At 56.2% G+C, this 22,387-nt stretch carries 15 protein-coding genes; 7 read left to right on the plus strand and 8 right to left on the minus strand.

From position 1 onward, the window contains the following. Positions 1-269: 269 nt before the first annotated feature. Both CDUR_RS10390 and CDUR_RS10395 read right to left on the minus strand, forming a co-directional pair. A complete protein-coding gene (locus CDUR_RS10390; protein WP_179418155.1) occupies positions 270-9,371 on the minus strand; it encodes a type I polyketide synthase in 9,102 nt (3,033 codons plus the stop codon). Positions 9,372-9,712: 341 nt separating this feature from the next. After that, a complete protein-coding gene (locus CDUR_RS10395; RefSeq protein ID WP_040359597.1) occupies positions 9,713-9,898 on the minus strand; it encodes a hypothetical protein in 186 nt (61 codons plus the stop codon). A 14-nt stretch (positions 9,899-9,912) separates the two neighbouring features. Between CDUR_RS10395 and CDUR_RS10400 the strand changes: the two genes are divergently transcribed. From CDUR_RS10400 to CDUR_RS10410, 3 genes are all read left to right on the plus strand, one after another. Next, a complete protein-coding gene (locus CDUR_RS10400) occupies positions 9,913-10,044 on the plus strand; it encodes a hypothetical protein (RefSeq protein WP_267903394.1) in 132 nt (43 codons plus the stop codon). A gap of 577 nt (positions 10,045-10,621) precedes the next feature. Beyond that, positions 10,622-11,464 (plus strand): hypothetical protein, encoded by an 843-nt coding sequence (locus CDUR_RS10405; protein WP_179418156.1) that lies wholly within the window; start codon positions 10,622-10,624, stop codon positions 11,462-11,464. A gap of 510 nt (positions 11,465-11,974) precedes the next feature. Continuing rightward, on the plus strand, positions 11,975-12,124 hold the full coding sequence (locus CDUR_RS10410; protein WP_290207514.1) for a hypothetical protein: 150 nt from the start codon (positions 11,975-11,977) through the stop codon (positions 12,122-12,124). A 436-nt stretch (positions 12,125-12,560) separates the two neighbouring features. On the opposite strand, the gene CDUR_RS10415 is transcribed toward CDUR_RS10410, so the two are convergent. The 5 genes from CDUR_RS10415 to CDUR_RS10435 form a co-directional block, all read right to left on the minus strand. Continuing rightward, positions 12,561-12,950, minus strand: a complete 390-nt coding sequence (locus CDUR_RS10415) for a hypothetical protein (RefSeq protein WP_179418158.1) — start codon at positions 12,948-12,950, stop codon at positions 12,561-12,563. A 477-nt stretch (positions 12,951-13,427) separates the two neighbouring features. After that, positions 13,428-13,763 (minus strand): RHS repeat-associated core domain-containing protein, encoded by a 336-nt coding sequence (locus tag CDUR_RS10420; RefSeq protein ID WP_290207517.1) that lies wholly within the window; start codon positions 13,761-13,763, stop codon positions 13,428-13,430. A gap of 412 nt (positions 13,764-14,175) precedes the next feature. Further along, positions 14,176-15,057: a hypothetical protein gene (locus tag CDUR_RS10425; protein ID WP_290207519.1), complete on the minus strand. Its 882-nt coding sequence runs from the start codon at positions 15,055-15,057 to the stop codon at positions 14,176-14,178. Between the two features lie 37 nt (positions 15,058-15,094). Then, positions 15,095-15,568, minus strand: a complete 474-nt coding sequence (locus tag CDUR_RS10430; RefSeq protein WP_179418160.1) for a hypothetical protein — start codon at positions 15,566-15,568, stop codon at positions 15,095-15,097. Positions 15,569-16,198: 630 nt separating this feature from the next. Further along, a complete protein-coding gene (locus tag CDUR_RS10435; protein ID WP_179418161.1) occupies positions 16,199-16,621 on the minus strand; it encodes a hypothetical protein in 423 nt (140 codons plus the stop codon). A 49-nt stretch (positions 16,622-16,670) separates the two neighbouring features. Here CDUR_RS10435 and CDUR_RS10440 point away from each other — a divergent pair, with 49 nt between their 5' ends. Then, positions 16,671-16,865, plus strand: a complete 195-nt coding sequence (locus CDUR_RS10440) for a hypothetical protein (protein ID WP_179418162.1) — start codon at positions 16,671-16,673, stop codon at positions 16,863-16,865. Between the two features lie 230 nt (positions 16,866-17,095). Then, positions 17,096-17,752 carry a hypothetical protein gene (locus CDUR_RS10445; protein ID WP_290207522.1) on the plus strand — a complete coding sequence of 219 codons (657 nt, stop codon included), beginning with the start codon at positions 17,096-17,098 and terminating at the stop codon, positions 17,750-17,752. Positions 17,753-18,290: 538 nt separating this feature from the next. Here CDUR_RS10445 and CDUR_RS10450 read toward each other — a convergent pair. Continuing rightward, positions 18,291-18,749, minus strand: a complete 459-nt coding sequence (locus CDUR_RS10450; protein ID WP_179418164.1) for a hypothetical protein — start codon at positions 18,747-18,749, stop codon at positions 18,291-18,293. Positions 18,750-19,165: 416 nt separating this feature from the next. Here CDUR_RS10450 and CDUR_RS10455 point away from each other — a divergent pair, with 416 nt between their 5' ends. Together CDUR_RS10455 and CDUR_RS10460 are read left to right on the plus strand one after the other, a co-directional pair. Further along, positions 19,166-19,906 (plus strand): ABC transporter ATP-binding protein, encoded by a 741-nt coding sequence (locus tag CDUR_RS10455; protein WP_179418165.1) that lies wholly within the window; start codon positions 19,166-19,168, stop codon positions 19,904-19,906. Further along, the gene (locus CDUR_RS10460) at positions 19,906-22,371 is read left to right on the plus strand and encodes an ABC transporter permease (RefSeq protein ID WP_179418166.1); all 2,466 of its coding nucleotides are present in this window, start codon (positions 19,906-19,908) and stop codon (positions 22,369-22,371) included. Before CDUR_RS10455 ends, CDUR_RS10460 begins: the two co-directional genes overlap by 1 nt. The last annotated feature ends 16 nt before the right edge of the window (positions 22,372-22,387 follow it).

The raw sequence follows: 22,387 nt of genomic DNA on the forward strand, positions 1-22,387 counted from the left end.
AATTTAGACGTATTCGCAGGCCAAATAGCTTTACATGCAAACATTTTAGCTCATCAAAAGCTTAATATATACTCAGATATGCCACGTGACGCACTGCGGCACCTTTCCTTTAGTTCCGCCTCGCCTAATCGAGGTCTGCCCCCTCCCCCAAAAAGTGACCGCCTCACGAGCGGCAATTTCAGAAACAGCAATGCAAAAGCCCGGCCCCTCCCCACCGAAATGTGAGGACAGGCCGGGCTAAAGCGCCACAGAACGTTAAAGAAGCGCCACTAGAACTCCCCGGTTACACGAAGGACTCCATCAACCAGGCGCGCCCCGGAATCAAGCAGCGCGGCAGCTTCTCGCTCCTTGGCAGCATCACCGGTGCCACCAAGGTTGCGGTCCACGGGCCGTTCGTACAGTGCGGCACCGCCGTGCATGGCGTCGAGAATGCGCCGCAGACCAGCATTTTCGCGGGTGGTGGCAGCATCTTCCCATTCGGCGACACCGGTGGCACCGCGTTCTTCGCGCACGGCCTCCACAAAAGCGGCCGGGTGGACAATAGCCACTAGCGCCGAGACGTGCCCGAAACCAAGGGAGGTGACAATGCCTGCCTTCGGCGCGAAGCCTTCACCCGCAGCCCCCAGGTCCAGGGGTTTGCGCAGCCACACCAGGCGCTGATGCTTGTTCAGCACCGGGTCCACGCAGTCCAGGGAGCGGTTGGCGGGCAGCAGCCCGGACCGCAGCACCTGGGTGAGCCCGATGATCTGGAATGCGGCGGCACCGCCCTTGGCATGCCCGGTCAGGGACTTCTGGGACACCACAAACAACGGGTTGCCCTCGCCGCGCCCCATAGCGGTGGCGAGGCGTTCGTGCAGGTCGGACTCGTTGGGGTCGTTGGCGGTAGTGGAGGTGTCGTGCTTGGAGATCACGCTCACCTCATCCGCATTCACACCCAGAGCGTACAGCGCCTTGGCCAGGCGGGAAACTTCCCCACCCTGTGCGGCACCCAGGGCACCCAAGCCCGGCGCGGGGATGGAAGTGTGCGCGCCGTCGGCAAAGGATTCTGCGAATCCCACCACACCGAGGACGGGAAGTCCGAGGTCGGCGGCGATGGAGCCGCGGGTGAGCAGGATGGTGCCGCCACCTGCGGATTCGATGAATCCGGCGCGGCGTCGATCGTTGGCGCGTGAGAAGTAGCGCTCGTCGATGCCTTTGCCTTCGAGTTCGGCGGACGGCGCGGTGGCCGCCATGTCACCGAAGCCGGTGATGCCTTCGATGGACAGGTCGTCGAAGCCACCTGCGACCACGAAGTCGGCTTTGCCGAGCCTGATTTTGTCCATGCCTTCTTCCACGGAGACGGCGGCGGTGGCGCAGGCCGCAACGGGGTGCACCATTTGGCCGTAGCCGCCAATGTAGGACTGCATGACGTGCGCGGCGGTGACGTTGGGCAGGGCTTCCTGCAGGATGTCGTTGGCGCGGGGTTCGGCAAGCAGGCCGTCAACGTAGAGGGAGCGCAGGGATTCCATGCCACCCATGCCGGTTCCTTGTGAGGAGGAGACGCGGGTGGGGTGGATGGAGCGCATGAGCTCGGCGGGGCTGAATCCGCTGGACAGGAACGCCTCGACGGTGCAGACGATGTTCCACAGGGCAACGCGGTCGAGGTTGTCCACCATGTCTGCGGGGATGCCGTAGACGCTGGGGTCAAATCCTTCGGGGATTTGTCCACCGACGAAGCGGCTCATGGCCATGCGCCGGGGCACACGGATGGCGGAGCCCGCATGGCGGGTGACTATCCATTCGCCGGTTTCTTCGCTGTAGGCGGCGCTGGTGTTGTCGGGTTCGGAGTCGACGAAGGTGCGGGCCGCTTCCTTGTCGCTGACGGTGAAGCTCAGGTCACGGTCCAGGTAGACGGTGGTGAGTTCGGGGGCTAGGTTGCTGACCATGCCGAAATCGTCATGGTAGCGGCGTACACCGACGCGGCCTAGCACTTCGTCGTGGTAACGGTCGTAGATGTCTTCTTCGGCAATCTCGGAACCGTCGGCATCGACCCAGCTGCCGTCTTCCCAGCTGATGAGTCCCATAGTCCAGGCGAGTTCGGTGACGCCGGCGGCGGAGAGGTCGCCGGTGAGTTCGGCGTCGAAACGCGTGCGGGCGGAGCCGTAGGGCCCGAGTTCGCCGGCACCGACGATGACGATCATGTCGTCGAGTTTCTGGCTAACCTGCCCGGTGAAGTCTGGGGTGGTGGCCTGGAAGCGTCGGTATGGGGTGGGCAGGGCGCGCACGGTGCGGGGTTCTTCGTCCTCGCTTGTCGATGCCGCGTTTGCCGCAGCATTCCGGGCCAGTTCCGCGAGGTTCACATCGGCATCGCCGAGGCCGCCGGTGTAGTCCACCGTCACGGGTTCGGTGGCGGCCTTATCGCGCACGTCCTGGGAAATGTTAGAGACCAGCAGCTTGGCGATGTCTTCGGTGGAGAATGTGGTCACGCCTGCGGCTTCGACGGCCTCGACAAGCGGATCGTTGCCGCCCATCAGGCCGGTGCCGCGCACCCATCCGATCAGGGCGTGCACCAGGGAGGTGTTCTCGCCCCACACGGGTTCCGCATGCCAGCGGTTGACCAGTGCATCCAGGGCTGCCTTGGATTCGCCGTAGGCACCGTCGCCGCCGAAACGGCCGCGGTTCGGGGAGCCCGGAATCACCACATGCAGGCGGCGTCCAACCTCCGTGTTCACGCCGATAGCGGACAGCCCGGCAATGAGGCGTTCCACGCTCCATAGCAGCAGGCGCATTTCCGTTTCGGCGCGCGGGCCAGCATCCGCCAGGGAGCCGGACACGCGGGGCGCGGCGAAGGGGAACAGCAGAGTGGGTACCAGGGCTGGCTTGAGCACTTTCTTCGCACCGTTGACGGTGGCGGTCTGCTCCGAGCCGACCCACTCGATCACGGAATCCAGGTCAGCGAAGGAACTCAAGTTCGCGGGTACGATCCACAGGGCAGCCTGGCCGCGGGCGTGGGTGCGGTACAGTTCCTTGTAGAAGGTCAGGCGCTCGTGGTTCAGGTTGGAGGTGGTGGCCACCACCGTGGCACCGCCGCCCAGCAGCTCGCCTGTGACGGCAGCGGCAATGGAGTTCGGGGAGGCACCCGTGACCACGGCAACATCCTTGGCGTACGGCAGTGCGCTGGTATCCAGCGCCTGGGCCGCCAACTCATCCAGGCCCCAGTGCTTGGCCTGGCGGGCAACGGCCTCGCCGGCGCCGGTGACGTCCACGTCCTTGGCGTCCAGAACGCCGACGGCCACGCGGGCGATATCCTCGCGGGCGGACGCCCAGCGGTCATCTAGCAGCACGGCCTTGTTGGCGTCGAATGCGGTGGCAACGAGGCGCGGCCAATCCGAGCCGAGTTCCTGAGCCACCACGTCGAAGATGGCGGCGTCGGCATCCTTATCGTCCAGGTTGACGGTGCGGTGCGGCTCCAGGCCCAGCTGCTGCAGGATCGTGCGGGCGGTTTCCGCCAGCACACCGGCCTTGCCGGTCACCTGCTCGGCGTACTCGCCCAGCGCGGCGGAATCCACCACGCCACCAGAGCCGCCAGCACCGCCGGACGGCAACGCGACGGACACGCCGTGGTTCGCGGCGACCTGAGCCACCGCGGCGTCGATAAGTGCATCAAGCTCGCTGGCGCTGGAGGGTGCGATGGGGCTGAGTGTGGCCAGGTCGCCACCGCGCAGCGACGCGCCCTCGCGGGCACCAATGACCACGGCGGCGGTAACGTGATCCGCCCAGCCTTGGCCCAGTTGCCAGGTGCCGGTGACGCGCTCGGCAATGTAGGCGGGGCGCTTGCCGGTGGGACCGGTGATGCGGCGCAGGGCGTCGGCGGAAGCATCGGACAGGACCGGGCCGAAGGCCGTGTAGCCCTTGGCCATGCGGCTGACCGTAGCTTTCAGGTCGTTCAGTTCCGCGTCGGCGGCACCGTCAATGGCACCCAGGCCGAATTCCACGCCCAAATCCAGGAGCAACTGGTTGCGGCGCGAGGACACGCCCTCCACCAGGGTTTCGATGGAATCCGTGGCGGCCATCTGGTCGGGGCGGACCTTCGTCCACACTGCGACCAGCATCTCTGTGGCATCTGCGGGGGTGAACGGAATGTCCTCCGGACGGGGGCCACCGGTGGCCGGGGCTGCGGTGAAGGCACCATCTTCCGTCGGAGCGGATGCTGCGGAGGTCACCGAGGCCGGTTCAGGCGCGGCGGGGGCGCTTTCGGCGGGAGCTGCGTCATCGGCTTCATCAGCGTCGGTGGCCACCTCGCGTACCACCTCATCGGTGGCAAATACCACGCCGCGCTCACGCTCGACGTTCAACACTTCAATGTCCACATCCGCGTACTGCGGGAGGGTGAGGGTCTGGCCCATCATGTTCGCAATAGTCGGTGCGGAACCCACGCCGACCTCCACGAAACGGTCCACACCCAGGGTTGTCAGCGCCAAGTCCTGGGTTTCAATCCAGCGGACCGGGGAGGCAAATTGCCAGGCCAAAAGCTCAATCAGGATCGTGCGTGCAAGCTTCTGCTCGTTCTTGGCGGCCGCGTCGAAATCAGCCAGAATCTCATCCAGCAGCGGCGAGGACACGACCTCCTCCATGGACTCCACGAATTCCCGGGTCAGCTCGAAGGGGCGGGCGACCAGGTTCGGAATGTAGCGGCCCACCAGCACATCCAGATCCACGGTGTCCGGCAGCAGCGAATCCAGGTGGGCGCGGAAATCGGCCACACCATCGCGCAACACCGACGAGTGGAACGGCACATCAATGCCCGGGATCATGATGAAGGAACGCTGGCCGGGGGCCATCTCCTCCGCAGCCTCACGCAGCGCCTTCAGCCCGGCGCGTGTACCGGCCACCGCGTACTGAAGTCCGGCGAGGTTGTAGTTCACAATCTCCAGGAATTCGCCCGATTCCTTGGAAATATTCGCCACGAAGTCAAACACGTTGTCCGCGGTCAGCCCCATCTTGTTGGGGCGCAGGGCAGCCAGACCGTAGTTGGAGTTGCCTTCGGCATCGCGATCCACCAGGCGGTGCATGGTCAGCCCGCGGCGGTACACGATCTCCACCACGGATTCCAGGGACAGCACACCGGCGTAGGCGGCCAGTGCGTTGTATTCACCCACGGAATGCCCGGCGAAGAAGGCGCGCTGGTTCAGGGCACCCGCTTCCCGCATTTCCGCGACCTGCGCCACACCCAGGGTGGCCATGGCCACCTGCGTGAACTGCGTGAGGAACAGCACACCCTTCGGGTGGTGGAACTTCTCCCCCTTAACCACTACCTCGGTGGGGTTGTTCTTCACGATCTCCAACACGGAGAATCCCAGCTTGGCGCGGGTGTGTCGATCCGCCCGGTCCCACACTTCCTTGGCGGCCTTGGAGTTCTTGCGGGCTTCCATGCCCATGCCTTGGGACTGGATGCCCTGGCCGGGGAAGGCGTAGAACGTCACGGGTGCCGCCATCACTGCGGTGGCCTTAAGCACCAGGTTTCCGTCAACGGTGGCGGTGATTTCCCGCACCTCGCCGCATCCGGGGCGATTATCGACGCCCGCGCGCTCAACCAGGAAGTCGATGCTTGCGCCCGGCATGATCGGGGCCAGCATGGTGGCTGTGTATTCCACGACGCGGTTCGGTGCGGTCGTGGTGGTGTCGTCGCTGTACCCGGCGGCGGCGATGAGTTCCGCGAGTGCGGAGGTCCACATGCCGTGCACAATCACGTTGGGAAGGCCAGCAAGGTGCGCGGCCGTCTCGGAGACGTGGATGGGGTTGCGGTCGCCGGAAACCAGCGCGAAAGACAGCATGCTTTCCGGTGCGGTGACCGTGGCGAAAGCGCGGAACGACCGTGGGGTGTCAATCACGCTCGGCAACGCCGAGGAATTGGTGCGGGCGGTGCTGGTGCCCCGGCGGCCACGAATGGCAAAACGCTCCGACAGGGTGGCCAGGCGCGTGCCGTCCGCATCAATTTCGGCGCGAACCAGGATGAGGCGACCAATGTTGGTGTCCTTCACCTCGTCGGTGTGCGCCGTGATGGTCAGCTCTGCGGTGCCTTCGGGGAGGGTGTCCGCGAGTTTGATGTGATGCTCCACATGCACCAGGCTCAGCATGCCCTCCACCACGGAATCCCCGTCGGTGCCGGGAATCACGGCATTCCGCACAGCCGCGAAAATGGCGGGCCAGGCGTGTCCAACCAGCACGTCCGGGGCGGTGCCGCTTGCAGTCAAGCTGGTCGGCAGGAACGCGGCGGTGACGTTGTTGTAGTCGGCGGTCTGGGCGGCGTCGATACGCGTGGTCCAGGTGGCCGTGCCGTCCTTCACCTCGGCGAGCGTGCCACCGGCGGCGATGCGGGTAAGTTCCGCCATCGCGGCCTCCGCATCAGCCTGGGTGACCTGCGGGACAGCGCCATCAGTGTCAGTGAGGTTGAAACGAATAGTCAGGTCGGCGGTGGTGCCAAAAGCCGTGGAACCCGCCAGCGGCACGGTCAGCACGGCGTGGTTCTCGTCCTCGGTAACAAGCTGCGCGCCCGTCGGAGCGTGCGACGCTTCAGAGGCATCCTCGGTGAGCGTCCACGCATGTGTATCGCCCAAGCGCTCGATCACGGAGGCAGTGTTGCGGCCAGCCCAGTAGGTGCCCGCAGCGTTAATCACGCGCTCCACCGGAGTGTTGGTCACGTCTTCCGCAGAAACGCCCAGCTCTTCGAGGCGCTTGACCGACGCGGTATTGAAACGACCCAGCAGCTCAGCCACCGGCTCGTCCACCTTCGTGATGCCCGCAACAGCGGCGGGGCCAGGAATGATGCACACGGCATCGGCGTCATAGCGGGCGTCCTGCGCCTGCCACAGGGAATCCGAACGCCACCAGCGGCGCACGTCCTTATCGATCACCGGCACGAAATTCACCGGCTTACCCGGGGTGCGGGCCAGCTTCAGGAACCACGCCACATCCGCCGGGTGCAGCACATCCGTGGCGGCCTGCGGGTACTCCTCCACGAGGCGAGCCACGGCCTTCTCAGCGGGCTCATCCTGGGCGAGCGTAATCAGCGGGGTGAACTCCCCATGGTCCTGATCCGTCAGGCGGGCTTCCACGCGCTCCAGCATCTGAGTAAAGCGGTTAAACCAGGAAACGTCGGTCCAACCCTTGTCGGTGGTCTCAGTGCTGGCGGTCTCAGTGTTGGCGGTCGGCCCGGACAGCTCCAGGTAACGCTTCAGCCACTGCTCATAGGTCATGGCCTCCACATCGCCGAAATACGGCTTGCAGGTCTTAGCCATCGCCGCAATGATCTCCTCGCGGCGGGCCTGCACGGCCTCTTCATCGCCCGCAACCTCATCCAACAAACGGCCAGCCTGAGCAGCGGAATTATCAATCTCATGAATATCCGCACCCAACTGCGAACGGCCCGACGCCATGCCGTTAACGGCGGAACCGGCCCCCACCCAGGAATCCACGCCCTTGGTGTCCGCCAGAAGCTTCTTGACCTGCGGAGACGTCTTCGCCTCCTTGGTGGCCATCGCTGCGGTACCCACCAAAACGCCGTCCACCGGCATCTTCGGCAGATCGTAGGACAATGCCCACTCACCGCTGATGTAATCTGCGGCGCGCTCCGGGGTGCCAATGCCGCCGCCCACCACCAACACCGCGTTCGGTTGCTGACGAATCTCGTCATACGTGGCAATCAGCAGGTCATCCAGATCCTCCCACGAATGGTGACCACCCGCCTTACCACCCTCAACCTGGATGATCACCGGAATATCCGGCACCTGACGCGCCACGTCGAGCACTTTCTTGATGTGCTTGACCGCGCCGGGCTTGAAACACACCCACGGGAAGCCATTATCGCGCAGCTCCTTGATCAGAGCGACGGCGTCGTCGCGATCCGGCATGCCGGCGGTAACCACCACGCCATCAATCGGCGCGCCGTTCTCGCGGGCGCGCTGGACTAGGCGCTTGCCGCCGATCTGCATCTTCCACAAGTACGGGTCCAGGAACATGGAGTTGAACTGCGCGTTCACGCCCGGGTTGAGCAACCCCGTCAGCTTCTCAATATTCGACTCCAGGATCTCCGGGGTGACCTGTCCCCCACCGGCCATCTCTGCCCAGTGGCCCGCGTTCGCCGCCGCGGCCACGATCTCCGGGTCCACCGTCGTCGGTGTCATGCCCGCCAGCATCATCGGCGAACGGCCCGTCAGGCGGGTGAACTTGGTTTCTACTTTGGTGCCTGTCTTGCTTGTGACTAGTTTCGGCGCGAATTCCGTCCACTTCTTCGGCAGAGTCGGCCCCATGCCCGGATCGAACAACAGCGCCTGACCGTCGTTGTCACACACCGCGAACGACAACGCTCCCCGCCCCTGGGCCACAGCATTCGTCAGCTTAACGACGCCCCCGTCAGGCCCCACGTCCAGCAGCCACCGCACTCCCGCATCAATGGCCTTGTTTACCTGCTCAACCCAGTCCTCGGGGTTAACCAGCACGTCCTTGGCGCATTGCTCGGCCAGTTCCTCGTTCAGGTCACAGGCTTTCGCCCACTCCACCACCTGATCCACCGCAGGCTGCATTGCCGGGTGGTGGAATGCAATCTGTACGTCCAGTGGGTTAAACACCGGGGCGAACGGTTTACCGCCGCGCTCCTTATTCGCAATAGCCTTCGCATCCTTAGCGGCACGCGCCTGCAGGAAGGACTGTACCCGCTGCACATCATCCGGGCGACCGACCACCACAAACGAATCCCGGGTGTTGCGCAGACCGATGATGGGGCGGGTTGCATCGTCAGCGGAGTCGGCTGTTGTGGCGGCGATGGCCTCCTCCAGCTGCTCCTGAGTAACCCCCTGCACCGAGACCATCGGACTCAGCTCGCCATTACGGATCAACCCGTTTACCCGAGCAGTATGCACACCAGCGGCACCGATCAACTCAGCGATGGCTAGGATCTCCGCAGCCTGCGTCAAGTCCTTCAGCAGATGCACGCCCAGCGCACCCTGGGAATGACCGATGGTGACGGTGCTTTTCTCCAGGCTCAGACGCTGCGCCTCCAGGGTATCCAGCGTGGCCAACTGCGAGACGAAAATACCCGGCACGCTCAGCACAGCCTGCGAGATATCAAACGCCGGGTCGTCGTCGTTTGACGCCCAATCCACCGGGTCAAAACCGAAGGGGCGGGCGGCAATCAGCTCGTCCGCCACCGGCTCGGTTAACGACGCCGCGCGCTCCACAATGCTGTTCACATTGAAGCCAGCACCAGCAGCGACCGCCTCCCGCAACGTCTTCAACCAGTTAAACCCCTGGCCCGAAAATACCAAGGAAAAAGGTTGCTCACCAAATTTCTGCACCAGACGATCCCGGCTAAAAGTGTGCTGATGATCAGACACGTAACACTCGCTCCCTGTAGTCGTTGGTAGTCGTGCGCGGCACAGACGTCCGCTAGTTTTGCATAACAAATGTGCCACAAAATCATGAGGAAAGCGTCATCTTTACGTAACAAGGCGGCTGTGGATGATATGCATTATCCCAGGTGGTGGTTCGTTTCGTTAGGAAAAACGTGCTGCTCAGAGCGTTTTATGAAAACCCTAAGAAATATCTCGATCGTGTCTCGAAGACCACCCATATGGGGGTGAATTTGAACGTGCGTGAATGAGGCGGCATGTCGCGGGCTGACGGCGCGGAAGGCGGGGCGTCGACAAGCGGCGTTGAGCTACAGTGTGCCGGCCAGCTACAGCGTGGCAGCGAGGGCGGCGCGGGCACGTTCCAGACGCGACAACGGATCCGTCGTGGACACATCGACGCCCGGCGACGGCAGGAACTGGTGACACGACGACAGGCCCTCCACATCCACCTCCGCCGACGGCGTAATCCCCTCCACAGCGCAATACTCATCCAGATGACGCGAAATACTCATATATATAGGGTGCCATGCGACGGTGGGTTCAGCGGCGTTGGGGTGAGGTGGAGTGGGTTGCATGGTTGCTGTGGGTGCTGTGGGTGGCCGGTTCCCAAGGTTCGTTGGATCCGAAGTCCAATCTTGAGCTCATCGGCCGATATTAGTAAAACTCTGCACCCGATGCGACCTTCAAAAAGTGCCTCGGCTGGGCCATGTTGGTTTGTTGCAAAGATAGGCTTACTGAACTATTCTTGGAACCTGTTAGTCGGCAAATATTTGACTGACGTAAATAGTTGCGATATCGAGGCGTTATGCCAGCAGCATTGTGGCCACGTTTCAGCGTGTTTTGAAAACCAACAATTCTCATATCAATGGCGATACGGTGGTTAACGGTTTTGCACCCGCAACTGTGGCATCAGAATTTGGCATTTACGGAAATGTCAACCTGGATTGACCATAGTATTACGTGATAGCACACCGGAGGAAGCGGTCAATCACTATACCGATAGTCGTGTCGTGGCACGGGAATCTGAATATCCGCGCGTGCAGATGGCGTCACATATTACTGCGGTGCGCAATGAGGAGATTGTAGATTTTGAGTCGGTTGTTGTGTTTGATTTATATATAAAACCTGAGGGATTAGATGTGTTGGTTCAACGTACTGTGGTAGCCCCACGCAATAGCGATACACCATCGCCGAGGTTTAACTAAGCCCGACCACAATAGCACTAAGGAGCTATAGTGAAAAGAAAAAATCCAGGCTTTGCCGTCATCAGTTTTATATTTATAGTTACGGGTACTTTTATTTCTGCAGTAACTTTTTTATTTAATATATTTGTAACTTCTTTCTATTATCCAATATTTGCAGAAATTAGTCTTGTTTGGATGGGGGTAGTAATTTTAGATTTGAGAACCCACTACAACATTATTAGATGGAGAAAAGCTCATGCTCAGATCTTGTTTGCGGGAGATGTAGCTATAATTCACTCGTCCCGTTGGGCTAACGTAGTGCGAGGTTCCGGTCCTTTTTCCTTCTTCTTATCGCTTGGTTTAGCGCCGTGGCTATCTCCGCACATCTTTCTTCATGAAGATGCATTTCCTCCTTTCTGGCATCTAATTTCTATTTGCGTCATCTTTCCACTCGCTGGCTATTTTCTCCATTTTTTTACGGTTTCCCAAACCCTTACTGTAGGGAGAAAATATTTCAAGCGTGAACTTCACGGCTTTGGGTGGCACTCTGAACTGGAATCAAAAGACCCCAGACTTGAATTTGATTTGAACAACTATAATAATTTTATTGTATTTTTAGTGGCTAATGTGAATTATTATCGGACATCTATTTTTGGATCTAAAGCTGACCATTTCGACGAAAAGCAAGTTCCGATACCAGACGCAAGAAATATTCCTCTCGATAAATTTTTGATGTGGCTATTTCCAGAGCAGGAAGACATATGGCGTTTGATGATTGATCTAATTTGTGAGCCGCAGTATGAGGCATGGGTTCCAACAAGGCGAATGCAAAATATATATGGCGAAATTGTAAAAAAGAAGGAAGAATTTCGGAACAATACAGAACATAAATAGGTTGATGGTGTGACCGCCTGCAAGTTCAAGTTGCGGACAGTTGGTTAAGGGGCGTCGAGAGCAATAATTTTCTTGGCCGATAAGGATTGCTGATGATATTTTGGAAATCAACCGAACGTCTCACATCCAATGCCGAGTGAAAACGCCGCCGATTGTAGATGCCTTCAAAACGAACGGTCGGCTGAATTAAATAACGATTCTGACCACTTCTTCCCAGTACTGTGGGGTGTAATTCCTACGTTGCTGATTGACTATGAACATCCTCTACCACGAACACAAAATCTGTACAAATAAGGTATCAATTATTAAAGATTAACCTCAGAAAAGTAACGCCCCAACTGCTAGGTTAGCCATTCAACCAAAACCCAAACAGAACAAGGGTCTTTTCCCGACGCGGGTCTACCACGGTTATTTCGATATCTCAATCCACGTCACTGAAACGATCTACTGCTGGCTTAGTATCTACCGTCTATGGCTACCTGCATAAGGCACTTGATGTGTTCGCACAACATGCCCCTAGTCTCCAGCAAGTGCTGGCTGATCAGGAAAGCAGGTGAGCTGATCTTGGGCCTGAATGGTACGCTCGTTGACACCAACAGTGTCACCACAGGCAGCAAAGACACAGACGACGATGGTCCTGTATATAAGACCATTGACTGATTCGCCGGCAAACACTGCTGTTTCGGCGGACCAACCTACAAGTCGTATCCGATCGAGATGATAGGCCGTTGTATGTCACCCCGGTCGAACCTGGAGCAAGGCACGGTAACCGCTACAAAGAAGTATATTGTCGATGCTCTGCGGGTAACCAGATTGTGGTTTTTCGATGACAAAGGCCACCAGCGGGCAAACATCAGGGCGAAACCCCACCTAAAGGAAGCCGGTTGAACCCTGATAATAGAAACCATCAGGGAGGTTACCACCGACGTCAGGACATCCATCAAGGGTGGAAAGATATCATCAAAGCACTATAAGGCTCTCAAACACATAATCCTATGCCCGACGACGATGACAAGGACCGCCTGAATTGCAGTGGCGTTGATATCACTGCACTACAGCCTTAGTTGGCAATCCTTATTAGAAAGTCCCTAAATCCTTAGCTGAAATCATCTCGCATCATGACCTTGATATTTTCTCCAAGAACAAATAGATCAGAAGATACTAGTTCTTTTAGAGTTTTGGGAGGTTCAGCGAAGTAACCAAGATCTATTCCAGATTTACCCTCAATATCAACGACGTGAAATCCACTGGAAATAACTTCGGCCGTTGTATCTATCGGCTCATGTACTCTATACGAATAAACGTTTGATATTAAAATATCAACCGTACCCCAAGATTCTTTACTTCCGTCCAAATATGCCGTATATACTGAAATTTTACAATCTTTCTTTCCATCTCCTACATATTCAATAGTTATAGACTTTAGCAAGGAATCTTGGAAATTAATGAATTTACGTTGGATGTCATCGTTGCTGAGATGAAACATGCGCCATCCTTAGTGCCCTATTGGAGTCTGTGGCTTAACCCCAGGTGGCAAAGCATCCCATCCAGAGGGTAGAGATTTATTTGGGATATGAGGACTATTCGGACCGTGACCAGAAGCTGGCTGCCCTGGCTGTGGAAATACATATCCATGCCCCGACGTACTGCGAGGATTTAAAGGATCTGCTCCCCTATTGTGTTTTCTGAAATCGACGCAACCCACTACATCGCCATCCTTATTATAGATTGTATTTTGCAACGCGTTTCCCATAGTCTCATCAATATGTGCAGACCGAATTTGGTTTCGCGCCACGCACTCTAGGCTTTTCATTTGACCAATTATGAGAACTTGGTCTTTCATATGTACGGTCTGTGGTAGGTTTCCCAGTCCTATTATCAACCCACTGACCACTTTCCTCATCGTATGAAAGCGCTTTATCATCCTTGGGATATGATTCTAATCCCAGTGTGTCAATCCATGTCAAGGGATTATGCACATACCCCTGTGGGTACCCACATTCGGCCCCACACCCAATGGGTCCTGCGAACCATACACACCACCAGCAGGATCATAAAACCTAAACCGGTTATACACCCACCCAGACTCAGCATCCTCATACTGCCCAGCAAACAACACCGGAGAAACCACACCCAACCATTGACGCCTACCAAACAACGACTGGGTCACACGACCCGCCACACTCCCCCGCTCAGTGTCAATCAACTCCTGCGACGCACCCGCAAGATCGACCACCAAGGCATAGAACACCGCATCCACCTGCGCCTGCGACCACCCAGCCAAGTCGCCCGTACCCACATCCGTCCCACAGCACCAGATCTGGCATCACCCATGGTGTCGTACTCAGGTACCAGATCAATTGTCAGCATAGGCAAACACCTGAGGCGACACTACTTTATTCGTGTTGGTATTCAGGAACAATCTCCTCTAACTGCCCATAATTAGCACTTGCTACCGCACTGAGCTTCCCACTTGCTGATGAAAGAAACACTCGTGAAAGTGACAGCCTCTCTACTGTAGATGCGGGCTGATAACCTTTGCACTAGTCTGCTGAATCTACTCCTTGCCGGGGACGCGCAGTCTTTTGCAATGAAAGCTTTTGAGCAGGATATCTCTATAGTTTTGTGAGGCAGAATAGTGCGAAAATTTAACTAGTTTTCTACACTACAACATCCAGCATGGCGTGAGGCTAAAAATTTTACTTTTTGAACTAAAAAGTAGCCTGAGCAGCATTCCAGAGCCCAACCAACCCCTCACGATCCTCACCACTAACAGCTACATGATCACAAACTTTTTTAATCCAGTCAAGATGTTCCTGATACAACGACCAGCATAATTCAAATAGAGGAAGTCCAGGATTGCATTCCACTACACCATCAAGTATATGCCACACAACTCTTTCCGACGGAAAAGTCCAATCATATTTTTCATATACCTTCAGTATCGCATCTAAAGCACTCTGAATGTGAGGCACCTTTTCTTGATCCGCGACCTCATTAAGGAGTTTTGGAATGACGGATTCCTGTATTACAACCCACAGCGCCGGGTCACTCAATTTGAGTCTATCACCCTCAAATTTTAGATATTCAATTGCTATATCTTGCTTCTTCATAAGCTTCAACAGACTTGAATGACGAGTCCAAGGTTTAATATTTTCGAGAGAAAATGCGACCAATGGTGAATCACATTTTAGCAGGATATACCAAAGTTTCTGAAATACATCAAACTGCCATTCTTCCAAATTGCGATTTCCACCATTGAGACCAGAGATCAAAGATGGAAGATTCACACTAAAAATATAAGCTTGAACTAAATCCATAGCATCAAAGGCTTCAGCAAAATCTGCCTGTATTTTCTCCTCTTCCTCAGATGACATCTTTGATATAGCATCAACATCAAAAATTACAGCCATTCTTGAGATAATTACATCGCGCAACTCATCTCGACAAGCAGACGCAAGTACGGCTGGATCCCAGGTTCCAACTTCTTCAATAAGAGATGTTAAAGTAATCAACCCAAAAGCTCCCCTCAAACATAGATTCACATATAAAATCTCTTTAGCGTTGGACAAACATAAAGCGCATAAAGCCAAAAGCCCAAGTGTTAAAAATTACACCGCTTTAAGATTCTTAGCACTTGACAGGGATTGGGATAAAAGCTGAAAAATCAAAATTCTTAGACAAAAAATCAATGAACTCTTCAGAAAAACATTCCGAAACCTTTGGCTCAGCAGGATTTCCATCTTTCCTCAACCTACACATAGAAGCCCCCTCTATTTCGTCGCAAAAGTTGAATGATCGGAAAGCAATATACTCACCGAGTTGAGTCTCTACTGTAGATACAGCATAGTCGGTACCAGTCCTGCTCAGCTCGTCTTCAATAATTTTTTCCTTGCCAGCTTCCACATACAAAGCATCATAGTACAATCCTATACCATATTGCTTCAAAGCGCTGCCATCATCGTCAACCCTATCCTCAAAAGCTTCACGCGTAAGACCTTCAAAGTTAGCCTTTTTGACCGCTCTCTCATAGGTCAAATTACTTTCATCCTGAAAATACATACCGCAAGCATCACGCGGTACTACTATGGTGTAAAATTTCATGTTGCATCCTGTCCGAAGTTGACGTTGACTCATCGAGCTTGATTCAGGCTAGTAACTTTCAAATGCACCAGCCTTTGCACTTGTATTGTTCAATCCAATCCTTGCTGAGGTGAGCATAGGTTTTTGCGATGAAAAATCTTGAGCGAGATATATCGTCGAGCTTTGCGAAATTATTAATATTCTTGATCATTGGTCTTAAATTTCATAGCAAAATTTCAAAAGCAACGTGTTGAGTGTTAGGTTTTGTGAACACCAGGTGATAGAAAAGTTGTTACGCTGCTTCCACCAGATCGTGCTATTTTTTACTCCGTCTCCACCTCAAGTTTTTTTTGGGGGGGGGATGATAGCTCGGCCGGGAGCACAGACGATGCATATTAAACCATTTCACATGCTACGTTATAGTCGCCACCTCCACACCAAACCCATCCCAGGGTAAAGATGAACTTCTGCTTTGTACAGCGAGTTGAATCCCCCCCCCCCGGCAAAATGTTGCCGGGGGGGGCATTCCCACCTTCCATCGACGCGACGCGTGTCCTGTAAACCCAACATATCCCAAACTGTATGGCTATGTAATCAGCGCAGGTTATTGCCAAAATTACAAGCACAATGCTAGCAGCCACCTCGTTACAATTACTCCCTTGGTTGAGGATCCTCACGGGAAAACGCATCTGCATTAGAGATATCAAAAATAGAGGTGGAAGGGAGGGGCTGGTTTGCAAACAATCCAAGAAGTCCCTCGCCTGGCACAATATCTCCCAGCCACGCACTTACTGGAGAGATCTCTGAGTCAATAGCTTTCACCTCATTACCGTCATCATAAATATAGTAACGAAGAGAAGGGGAGGCGTTAGACTCCTCATTTTCCTGCAGTTCATCAGCAACCATGCACAATGTAAAGTGCACGATCATACGAGCAAAAGCGCTGTCGTCTCTCCCTTCAAAATCTTCCATATCAGGAAATCTGTGCTTAACTTTTTCAAGCCAAACTATGCTGTCATCATAAACTTTGGCATAGAATTTACCAACAGTATCAATTATCAAACCTTCACTCATAAATTCTTCATACTGTCGAAAGTTCCACTCCAAGGAATTTTCGTTGGCGATGCCACGCCTTGCCCTTTATAGAAACCAATTCCATGGTCAGCCATACGTTGCGCTTGCTTTTCGGCGGGGCGCGGCGCTTGCTTCTCGGCAGGCTGCGCCGCAGACTTATGAACATCATGTGGCTCAGATTGCGGCCTTTGAACCTGCAGCCACGGCGGCAGATTATGGGATTGCTCAGGCCCTGAAACCATGAATTCCTCCAATAAACCAAACAGTTTGGCACACGGTACAATTTTCTAACATAGCAGCCACCAAGTGTCGCACGCTTGCTACCATTTCTAAACGGTAAAGAATTTATATAAGGACTGAGACCTAGTGCCTTTACGCAAACCCTCTATCCTTCGCACATTGCAATGGAATAACCGCTTTGCGCACGCCCAGCGAACCCCACCGCATGCGACAGATAACGCGACAATAGTCGCCGTGGCATCCATGGATGACCGACTACTCACCAGCCCAGCAGCTGCCCTTATTTCATTGGTTATTAATGCTGAGGCCGAAGTACCCGTCGTGGCCATAGATGCCGACGGCCTCAACCAGCCCCTCCGAGGGCCACTGCGCGCCGGGAACGGCGGCGACCTCGTCGGACTTTCCGACCACCCCAAGGAATCCCTTGACCGCAGCGAAATAGAACTTTTTGTCGACCAAGAGGGAGCGATGCCGCTTCTCGCCTGCTGGAAAGAAGGCCCAGGGCTCATCCCTCCAGAAGTTCTCGAATCGGCGGTACGGCGCGTGCAACACCGATGGCCGACCGTGGTCATGAACCTCCCCTACACCTGCCCACCGGAAACAATCTCCTCTGGCGTGGCCATGGCCAACCATGTGTTCCTCATTGCCGACAGGCACCACGCCGGGCATGAGTGGCTCTACCAGCCTGGACACCAGCTCAGCACCCTCGCCCGCGACAATCGAGTGACAGTTCTGACACTCGGCGGTCAAAGCAAAATCACCACACCAGACACCATCCACCTCCCCCACACCGGGCAGGGTTCCGACGGCCGCGATCCCATTGACATCCCCACCGACCCGGAATCACTCACCATCTTCCACCGCATACTCAGCAGGGTGTACAAAAGCTGAGGGCTTGCGGAGTTGAGCGATGTTCAGACAAGATAAGCCCACCGCTGAACTCGAAAAAAAGGGGTGTTTTTGTACCTGCGGATAGACCTATCCGACAAGTGGCTTGAAGGGGGCTTGCGGTGCGGTTTATCACAACGTCAGTTTTCCCTGGTTGCGATGACGCGGTGTACTTATGATCCAGCTGTAAAATCTGCTTACGCCCAAGCTCGAAAACACCTCATTTTCCGGCTTGGAGATAAGCAAACTTCTATGCAAACGTTTGCACTAACACCGTTCAAGACTCTACCCAGCGCCATAATCTACCAAACTGCCATCTTTCCCGGTCTTTTACAGCATCATGAACAGCCCCCTGCAAGATGGGTCCATCGCCAGGCTCAAAAACACCCCTTTTTCGAGCTCAGCGGTGGACTTATCTTACCTAAACATCGTTCAACCCCCCTCGCAGAAGAAAGATCGGCAGGAATGCCACGACGAACGTGAGCCCTCCGCATCGCGGGCTGCGTCCAAGCCAGGCAACCCGCCCCAGCTTCCCCACCACCTACTGCAAATCGCTTCCCCCACGATACTGTTTCAGGGCGAAGCGCTCGATGTCTTTGCAGAGCTGTTCTTCGGTGTAGAGCACGCTGATGAGCATGCTGATGGCGGCGGCGACGCGGCGGTCGATGATCGGGTCGTCGAAAAGCACATGTGCGGCCTGCGCAACGTTGTGGATTGCCTGGATTGCCACGAGGTCAGGCCCGAGTCGGGCGCTGGATTTTTCCAGCAGATATGCGTATTTGATGGCGAGTTCTTCGCTGCGCGGGTAGGTGTCGCCATTTTGTACGTCTTTGTAGCTAATGAGTGAAATGAATTCTCGTAGGTCTGATGCTGTGTAGGGGGTGTCGTCGATGATGTGGACGCAGGTGTCTTTGAAAAAAGGCAGCGCTTCTCCATCGGCGATGAGCCTGTTTATGAGCTCGTTCGCTTTATCGCCAAGCTTATCGATGCGCACAGCCACGTTGTTTCCTTAGGGCTAGGGTTTGTGTCTGTTTTTGTCTGGAAAGTGCCTGCTTATCTACCGCCAGCTTACAGGTTTTTGCACGTTCGGGTATGGCCAGCTGTTGCTTTGTGTGGGTTCATGTGACCTTGAGGTGTTCCTGTACTGCGACATGTGTTTTTTCGTGTGGTTTCTCACACCAGACTGCCCGTCCCCACACGTTCCAACAGTCGTTTTTCTACGTCGCTTATGCTGCCGCCCCTCCCATACCCGGCCGCATCCAACCCCTCGCGATCATCGCTGGTTCTCATCCCCTGGGCGTAGGCGCGAAGATGAATTCTAGGTCACAATGTTCCGCCCGTCGGGTGATTCTTTTAGGCCTCCGAGCAGCGATGATGGTTATCAGACAGTTGTTGTTCTCTACGCAAGGAGGAGTTATGAGTCGCGTTGTTAAGGCCAAGGATGCCGTGGTCGCGCGGGACCTACGGAAGACATACGGTGCTGGGGAATCACAGGTGACAGCGCTCAACAATGCAAGCATTCGTGTGGGTGTGAGCAAGTTTTTGGCGATCATGGGACCGTCAGGTTCGGGCAAATCCACACTGATGCAATGTTTGGCCGGACTTGACAGCATTGATTCGGGCAATATCAAAATTGGTGGGATTGACATCACAAGTCTGAATGATCGTGATTTAACACGCCTTCGGCGTGAACATGTTGGTTTTATTTTTCAGCATTTCAATTTGGTGTCCACCCTGACCGCAGAGCAGAACATTATGCTGCCCATGAAATTAGCCAAGCGTCAGGTGGATCAAGAATTGTTCAACAATGTGGTCGAGCGACTGGGCATTAAGTCACGCTTGTCGCATAAGCCGCATGAAATGTCGGGCGGACAGCAACAGCGTGTCGCTATTGCCCGCGCGCTTGTTGCTCAGCCGACGGTGATTTTCGCTGACGAGCCGACGGGGAATTTGGATTCCGTATCCAGTTCGGAGGTGCTGCGCTTTTTGCGCGACAGCGTTGATGTGTTTGGCCAGACCGTGATTATGGTGACGCACGATCCCATTGCCGCGACCTACGCGGATGAGACGATTCTGCTTGCCGATGGCCGCATCACCGCCACCCTCGTCTCCCCCACCGTGGAACAGGTTGTGGCTGCATTGCAGGAGGTTGAGTAATGAACTTCCTCGTAGCATCTAGTTTGAGAAACAATCTGCGTAGGCTCATCGCCACCGCCACCGCAGTGGCGCTATCGGTGGCGTTTATGGTGGCCACGCTGCTGATTATGGGCACCTACAACACTGCCCTGTCGAACAGTGTGACGGAGCAGATGAAGAACTCCGATGTCTGGGTGGGCTATGACAGCTCATTACCAGACAATGCAGATGAAGTGCTGGCCGAAACCGCTGACCGCATCCGCGAGCGTCCCGACGTGCAGGCCGCCGATGTGCAGCGCAGCGCATCCGGTGAGGTACGGCACGATTCCCGCAGGGCAAACGCACAGATCCAGGCGATGCCGAGTGAGACTCTTCGCTGGGCCACGCTGGCGGAGGGTGCGTGGCCGCAGTCACCGGACGAAGCCGTGCTGAACAAGTCCGCAGCGGATTCTTTGCAGGTATCTGTGGGTGATTCGGTGCGCTTAGATGATAAGAACTCCGTTCGCGTCGCGGGCATTACCTCTCAAGAAGATCAGATGATGTCCATGGGTTTCGCCGAGATTAGTGTGATGCCGGAGCTGCTGGATCGTCTTGAAGCCCAGAAATACGCTACGAGTATTCTGGTTCGCAGCACTGCCCATGACGGCACAAGCAACACCACTCCGGATCAGCTGGCACAACAGATAAAAGACCAGACTCAGGGCACTCCCGACATCACGGTGCGCACTCGCGACGAGCAGGCGCAGCATCAGATCGCGGACCTTTCCGGCAATACCGCGACGCTGACCGCCATGCTGGGTGTGTTTGTGGCTATTTCGATGATTGTGGCGGGCTACGTCATCGCAAATACCTTCCAGGTTCTCGTCGCGCAGCGGACAAAAGAACTGGCGTTGCTGCGCTGCATTGGTGCGGATAAGCGGCAGGTGCATGGCCTGATTCTGGGCGAAGCCGGTATCACGGCATCGGTGGCCGCGCTAGTGGGCTGCCTACTGGGTGTCGTTGCCACGGTGATCTTTGCCCAGTTCATGTCAATGATGAGTGCGTTGACCATCAGTCCGCTGGCGTTGATCGCTGGTTTTGTGGTGGGCGTTGTGGTGACGGTTGCGTGTGCTCTCGGGGCGTCGAAACGCGCGACCCGCGTGCATCCGGTGGAGGCACTTCGCCCGCTTGAGGCAGTGGCTTCGGACAAGCTGCCACTGGGGCGCACGATCGTGGGTTCCGCTCTGACCCTGCTGGGCGCGGCGGGCCTGATTTACGGCGCGACGAGCGGTATGGCTGTGGCTATTGCTGGCGGGTTTATCTGCGGCATGGGCGTGCTACTGGCCGCCACGACGTTGCTACCAAGGCTGGTGTCGCTGGTGGGTCGGGCACTGTCGCGAGTGTCGCTGCCGGTGGAGTTGGCCGCCGCCAATTCAATGAAGAACCCGCTGCGCACAGCAGCGACAGGTATTTCCATGCTGATCGGCGTGGCTGTGCTGGTGTTGATGGCCACGGGCATTCACTCGGTGCAGGAGTCCATTGTTTCTCAGATCAATCGGGAACGCCCCTTTGACCTCATGGTCACCACGAGCAACCCGGCTGGTTTCTCGCCGCAGGAGCTTGAGCAGATTAAGAACAATCCCAAGGTCACGTCCAGCGCTGAATCCCAATCCGCACAGGTGACAGTGACCACCTCTGATGGTCAGGAACATTCAGTGAAGGCCGAAAGTGCGGATAGCTCGCAGCTCAGCGAAGTGTTCTATGCCAAGGGTGATACATTGTTCCCGCAGTCCGGCGTGGGCATGGTAGCCCCGATCACTCAGAATTCGTCACCCATCACCATTCAGGGCGACGCGGGCAGCCTGGTCGTTTCAGCAGATGTGAGCGACAAGGGCGAGGCGGATCATGTGATGATGTCGAAGGATGACTTTTCCAAGGTGGCGCGGAACACCGTCACTGACACCGTGTACCTTCGGCTCACCCCGGGCCTGTCAGGAGACGAGGTTCAGCAGGTCACCAGCGATCTGAGTGCCCTGAATGACAGCTACAACACCGGCGGCGGTGCCCAGGAACGCGCCTACTACACCAAAATATTGAACATCATGCTCATGGTGGTGCTGGCGCTGCTGGCCATTACCCTGATCATCGCCTTCGTAGGCATCGGTAACACCACAGCGTTGTCGGTGCTGGAGCGCCGTCGCGAATCCGCGCTGCTACGGGCGGTTGGTTTGGAGCGCCGCCAACTGGTCACCACCATCGTCGTGGAGGCCATGCTCACCGCCGTTGTCGCCGCCGTGTGTGGCTGCGCGCTGGGGATCTTCGCCAGCTGGTCCGGCTTGAACGCGCTGGAACACACCGCCGACAAGCTTGAGCTGGACCTGTACATCCCGTGGTTGCAGGTCGCCCTGATTATCGCAGGTGCAGGCACCGCCGGTGTGCTCGCCGCCCTGCTTCCCGCCATGGGTGCTTCTCGACGCCCACCGGTGCAGGACCTCGCGGCAGAGTAACTGCCCCAGTGTGCCT

It is taken from the genome of Corynebacterium durum, assembly GCF_030408675.1.
Classification (GTDB): Bacteria; Actinomycetota; Actinomycetes; order Mycobacteriales; family Mycobacteriaceae; genus Corynebacterium; species Corynebacterium durum.